This window comes from Psychrobacter sp. CX21, assembly GCF_057396255.1.
In genome coordinates, this window is the sequence record NZ_JBXYJG010000038.1 from 1 (window position 1) to 6,087 (window position 6,087).

General features: G+C 39.7%; 5 protein-coding genes. 2 read left to right on the forward strand and 3 right to left on the reverse strand.

Annotated elements, in window-relative coordinates; genetic code table 11:
• Nucleotides 1-34: 34 nt before the first annotated feature.
• Entirely contained in the window at nucleotides 35-361 is a 327-nt protein-coding gene (locus AC2SLP_RS11850; protein ID WP_486535256.1) for a transposase, read from the reverse strand.
• A 37-nt stretch (nucleotides 362-398) separates the two neighbouring features.
• Nucleotides 399-1,037: an IS110 family transposase gene (locus AC2SLP_RS11855; RefSeq protein WP_486535257.1), complete on the reverse strand. Its 639-nt coding sequence runs from the start codon at nucleotides 1,035-1,037 to the stop codon at nucleotides 399-401.
• Nucleotides 1,038-1,746: 709 nt separating this feature from the next.
• On the opposite strand from AC2SLP_RS11855, the gene AC2SLP_RS11860 reads away from it, so the two are divergent.
• Both AC2SLP_RS11860 and AC2SLP_RS11865 read left to right on the forward strand, forming a co-directional pair.
• Nucleotides 1,747-3,267 (forward strand): catalase, encoded by a 1,521-nt coding sequence (locus AC2SLP_RS11860; protein WP_486536838.1) that lies wholly within the window; start codon nucleotides 1,747-1,749, stop codon nucleotides 3,265-3,267.
• Nucleotides 3,268-3,735: 468 nt separating this feature from the next.
• Complete coding sequence (locus tag AC2SLP_RS11865) at nucleotides 3,736-4,482, forward strand: hypothetical protein (protein WP_486536837.1); 747 nt, start codon at nucleotides 3,736-3,738, stop codon at nucleotides 4,480-4,482.
• A gap of 333 nt (nucleotides 4,483-4,815) precedes the next feature.
• Here AC2SLP_RS11865 and AC2SLP_RS11870 read toward each other — a convergent pair whose 3' ends face one another.
• A complete protein-coding gene (locus AC2SLP_RS11870; RefSeq protein WP_486535535.1) occupies nucleotides 4,816-6,030 on the reverse strand; it encodes an IS256 family transposase in 1,215 nt (404 codons plus the stop codon).
• Nucleotides 6,031-6,087: the final 57 nt, after the last annotated feature.

The following is a 6,087-nucleotide window of genomic DNA, read 5'->3' on the forward strand; positions in this document are numbered from 1 at the left end:
AAGATACCATCTTATATGTCAACTCAAATTACTATCAAATAGCAACTTGAGGTTTGTATTTGCTTTGGTGCTTTATCACACCATAGCAAATCTGTAATAACTTTCTCATACCTGCAATCAAAGCCACTTTTTTGCATTTTCCTCTCTTCAGCAGTCGCTCATATAGTTGCTTAACATCAGGATTGCAACTAATTGCAGATAAAGCACACATAAACAACTTCGATCGTAGGTTGCCATCCCCTTTTTTACTAATACGGCTTTTTCCTTTAAAGATTCCTGACTGTATATGTATAGGGGTTAATCCAACAAATGAGGCACATTGCGAAGCATCCTTAAAATCCTTAGATAGGAGTAGCGACAATACATTCGGTGCGACTGTCTTACCTATGCTTGGAATGCTAACTAGGTTGATAGCCTAACTTTAAGTCAGGATGATTACCTATGTGTTTATCTATTTTGGCTTGGATGATATCTATTTGTTCGTTATAAGTGTCTATCACTTGTTTTATAGACTGGGCGATATCGTTGTCATAGCTTTTTCTAGATTCAACTTTTTCTAGACGGTTGCTTTCTCGCTTTTTATCAGCCTTGAGCGTGTCTAAACGGTCTAGCAGATACTTGAGCTTTCTCACGTGCTCAGGTTCTGGCTGCCATGCTTTAGGGTGCCTTGTATAGGCGTATTGCGCGAGTACGTACGCGTCTTGTTTGTCGGTTTTGTGATGACTGCCGATGGCACCTGCAAATTGTTTGGCATATGCCGGATTAATAACGGATACTGTGTAGCCTTTACTGTGTAGATCATAGGCTAGGTTCTCATAGTATATGCCTGTGGCTTCCATGATGATAAGACATTCATCCGGTTTCTTGTTTGTGCTTTGCTTAGCTAGCCATTTGGTAAAGATTGCAAAGCCTTTTTCGTCATTAGTAAAGGTTTTGCTGTGGGCTTTGTTTTTAACTTTTTTACCTTCTTGGTTTAGCCATGTTGCGTCAAATTTAGCTTTGGATATGTCAATTCCAACGTATACTTGATAGGTCATTTCTTTGCATTTCCCTTGTGAATACAGTGTCTCTTAGTTTTATTTTCTAAGGCACTTTGATACCATTCAATCTAAAGAAATACAGGTAGAGGGCTTTATCTTTGCGTCGAGCTCTTTGGCTATAGCGGGATCACTAGCTCACTCTACCTGCTACCATAGCTAAGGTTAACACTTATCTATGGCTTTTTTAACATACAAGCGGGATAAGCTCCAACAACCCTTTATTCCTAAATTAACATACATGCCCTCGTCAATACTTGCTGCTACGCGCTGAGCGATTTCATCATCCGTCCATGCGGTATAGCTATTAAAAAGTGATAACTAAATTTTTAAACGTCTAATTAAAATTTTTGTGTTATTTAATTAAATCAATCAAAAGCTTATGATTAATTTAATATTAAAATCATAGTCAATAGGTTTTAATAGGCACTAAGCGATATCAGTACCATACTAATGCTAAGCAAGTTTAACGTTGCAGATCTTATTTTATAAGCTTTTGATAAAGCTTGGGCAATAAAAACATGAAATTATTGGGTTAATCAAACCCTTAACAACTTTAAGTATTTGTACCCTTATTATTCGTTAGGGCTTAAAGTATATAGGCTTATGCGGTATATATAATATTAATAGCCGACATGACTTTTAAGGGTAAATCGCTATTTATCAATGATTAAATTAATTTATCACTAGGGAGACATCCATGAGCGATATGAATGATAAAAAATGTCCATATTCAACAACCAATTTAACCATGAGTAATGGTGCGCCAGTTGTTGACAATGACAATAGTAAAACAGCAGGCCAACGTGGTCCTCTATTAGCGGAAGATTTATGGCTTAATGAAAAGCTTGCCGACCTTAACCGTGAAGTTATACCAGAACGTCGTATGCACGCTAAAGGTTCCGGTGCTTACGGTACATTTACGGTGACTAACGACATCACCAAATACACCCGCGCTGATATCTTTAGCGAAGTCGGCAAAAAGACGGAAATGTTTGCTCGCTTTAGTACCGTTGCAGGCGAGCGCGGTGCCGCTGATGCTGAACGCGATATTCGTGGATTTGCACTAAAGTTCTATACCAATCAAGGTATCTGGGACTTAGTGGGTAACAACACGCCGGTATTCTTCGTACGTGACCCACGCAAATTCCCAGATTTAAACAAAGCGGTTAAGCGTGATCCACGTACCAACATGCGCTCAGCAACTAACAACTGGGACTTTTGGACCCTACTTCCTGAGTCGTTCCACCAAGTGACCATCACGATGAGTGACCGTGGTATTCCAGCCACGTACCGTCATATGCATGGCTTTGGCTCACATACGTATAGCTTTATTAACAAAGACAATGAACGCTTTTGGGTGAAGTTCCATTTCCGTACTCAGCAAGGTATCAAAAACTTAACTGATGCAGAAGCTGCTGATATTATTGCGACGAACCGTGAAAGCCATCAAGAAGATCTGCTAAATGCGATAGATAATGGCGATTTTCCTAAGTGGAAAATGTATGTTCAAATCATGCCAGAAGAAGATGCTGACAAAGTACCCTATCATCCATTTGACCTTAGTAAAGTTTGGCCAAAAGGTGATTATCCACTGATTGAAGTGGGTGAATTTGAATTAAACCGCAACCCAGAAAACTACTTCTTGGATGTAGAACAGGCTGCATTTGCACCAAACAACCTAGTACCTGGTATTAGCGCCTCTCCAGACCGCATGCTACAAGCCCGTCTGTTTAGCTACGCTGACGCACAGCGTTATCGTGTTGGGGTTAATCACAAGCAGATTCCAGTAAACAAACCGCGTTGCCCTGTTGCGAGTAACCACCGAGATGGTCAGGTTCGGGTTGATGACAACTATGATGGTCGACCACACTACACGCCAAATAGCTTTGAGCAGTGGCAAGATCAGCCGCAATATGCTGAGCCACCTATGAAAGTTGATGGCTATGCAGCTCATTATGATTTCCGTGAAGATTCAAACGATTATTTCAGTCAGCCGCGCGCGCTATTTAATCTGATGACTAATGAGCAAAAAGAAGCGTTATATGGTAATACCGCTCGTGCGATGGGCGATGCCCCAGACTTTATTAAGTATCGTCATATCCGTAACTGTTACATGTGTGACCCAGCGTACGCTGAAGGCGTTGCCAAAGCTCTTGGACTAACGGTTGAAGATGCAAAAGCGGCCCGTGAGACTGACCCTGCTCGTCATTTAGATAGCTTGTTATAAGCGTCTACATATTTCAAGCAGTAGCTAAGCGTATCATTGATTTGAGAACTTAGCTCATACTTGTGACCGTGACCTGTTGTACTTAAGCTTATTGATATTTACTTATTAATAGCTACTTATTGCTTATAGTTTCAGGTAACGCATAAAAGCACCTACCGTTTATCGTGGTAGGTGCTTTTTTATGTCTTAGTAGTAAATCATTAACGCTGACTCGCCTGCTTATTTATCATATATAGTTAATGGACTACTAATCGGTTACGGCGTTAACCTTGCGAAGCCTACATGAGTAGTACTTGCACTCGGTTGACTTAGAACCAATTTAGACATCTTTGTCTATAGTGTCACGTTAAATCAACAGAATTAATATACAACTGAATATTTAACCCTGTTAAATAGGTACAGTTAGTAAACGACAATAATGTTAAAGTCTTATAATAAATTAAGTAACCAATAGATAACGAGAGAGTTATGTCAGATAAAATTATTAATTTAGGTTCAGGTTTTTGGAATATCCGTGGCTCATTTAAACTGGGTGGTATCATTGACATTGGTACACAGTGCTCATTGGTACAGCTTAATTCTGGAAATTATATATTTTTAGACAGCTATACTTTAACTGGCAATGTTCGTGATGACGTCATGCGCTTAACCAATCAAGGTAAAGACGTGGAAGCGGTCTTAAATCTGCATCCTTTTCATACGGTACATTGTGAACAAATGGCCAAAGATTTCCCTGATGCCATTCACTACGGTAGTGAAAGACACAAAACCGAAGTTCCATTAGTGACTTGGGCAGATGATTTGGTAGAAAGTGATGCGGTTACACAGCGTTATCCAGAGCTTAAATTCTCAGTACCTGAAGGTATTTATTATATTCATCCGAATCAGAATATTCATGCAGGCTCGTTACTCGCTTACCATCCTACCAGCAAAACCCTACATGTTGATGATACATTCGTATCTCCACCCGCAAAAATCCTCAAGGCCATAATGCCAGAGCTGTCATTACACCCTACTACTAAAAAAGCACTAAAAGATGAACCAAATGCAGGTAAAGCCTATTGTGATTGGGCAGAAAACTTAGCTCATGAATGGAAAGACACGATGAATTTCTGTGCTGCTCACTCAGACCTAGTCCGCTTTACTCAAGGTAAGTTTAAGCAGGCTCTACTGTCTGCTATTAATAAAGCAAGACCTAAGCTTGAAAAGGCGTAAACTATCAAATAACCGAATGATTACTTTAAATAGTTAATCGTATAATATGCATAGCCACTAGATTCAAAACTCAAGCCAAATCTTAACCCTGTATAGCGGTCAAGAATTGGCTTGTTTTTATTAAATTTTAATTTTTTTCAAGGGCGATTTAAACCAAACCTATTCCTTAAAATAAATAAAAGAGAATCTTTAGCATACATTCAGTTTATTAATCATTTATTAATAATATTCTTGTTCATGATATTCGCGTGTTATGATTACAAGCTTAAGTTTACTATCTTTAGCAAAATCTTAAATTATCAGAGCCCATCCTGAATTCTGTGTAACTGCAATTTAGATTAAATGCTTACTAACACGCTCATCGAACATAATCATAAATCGATTAAGAGCAGACGTCCAGTTACGGATGGGCATCGACCACTTTTTAGACGCCTGCTGAGTCGCTAGATAAACAACCTTTAACGCCGCTTGATCAGATGGGAATATCTTACGCTTATTCACAGCGGTACGAATCACGCTATTTAATGACTCGATAGCATTGGTCGTATAAATGGCTTTTCTAATGTCTTTCGGGTAATCAAAGAACACGGTTAAGCCCTCCCAATTATTGCGCCAAGAGGTAACCACATGCGGGTATTTATCGCCCCAGATCTCATTAAACTGCTCAAGGCTAGCCTCTGCCAGCTCAAGCGTATCAGCACCATAAACCGCCTTTAAACCAGCCGCTACTTTTTTTCTATCTTTCCATGGTACAAACTTCATAGAGTAACGTACCATATGCACAATACATAGCTGAACCTGTGTGTTTGGATATACCGTATTAATTGCCTCGCTAAAGCCTTTTAAACCATCCACACAGGCAATAAGAATATCTTGAACCCCACGGTTTTGTAGTTCAGTGAGAATACCTAGCCAGAACTTAGCGCCTTCATTCTCCGATAGCCACATACCCAGTAGCTCCTTTTTGCCCTCAAGATTGACGCCTAAGGCCAGATAGATGGCTTTATTAATGATTTGCTTGTCTTGACGTACTTTAACGACAATGCAGTCTAAATATACGATAGGATATAAGCTACTTAGTGGACGATTCTGCCATGCTGTGATGTCATCTATGATGTTGTCAGTAACCCTTGATACGAGACTGGTTGAGATATCAACGTCATAGATATCTTTGATACTCTCAACAATCTCAGTGGTTGTCTGGCCTTTGGCGTAAAACATGATGATTTTATCATCGAGCCCAGTGATACGAGTTTGATGCTTTGCAACCAATACAGGATCAAAGCTTCCTTCACGGTCTCTGGGTGTAGATACTTCAATCTCACCTGTGTCACTGCGCACTGTCTTTTTGGTGTGACCGTTGCGCTTGTTTGGGGTATCCGCCTTTTCATGCTTAGGATAGCCTAGATGCTCTTCCATCTCGGCTTCTAATGCAGTGTCAATAAATGACTGCATGAGCTCTTTTTGAAATGCTTTGATGTCTTCAAAGCTGCCAACGTGTTTGGCCATTTGTTCGGCTAGTTTTTTTAGTTCTGTTTGTTTTGTCATTGCTTATTCTCCTTTACTATGGATTATAAGCAGTTACACAAAGTTTGGGAAAGTCTC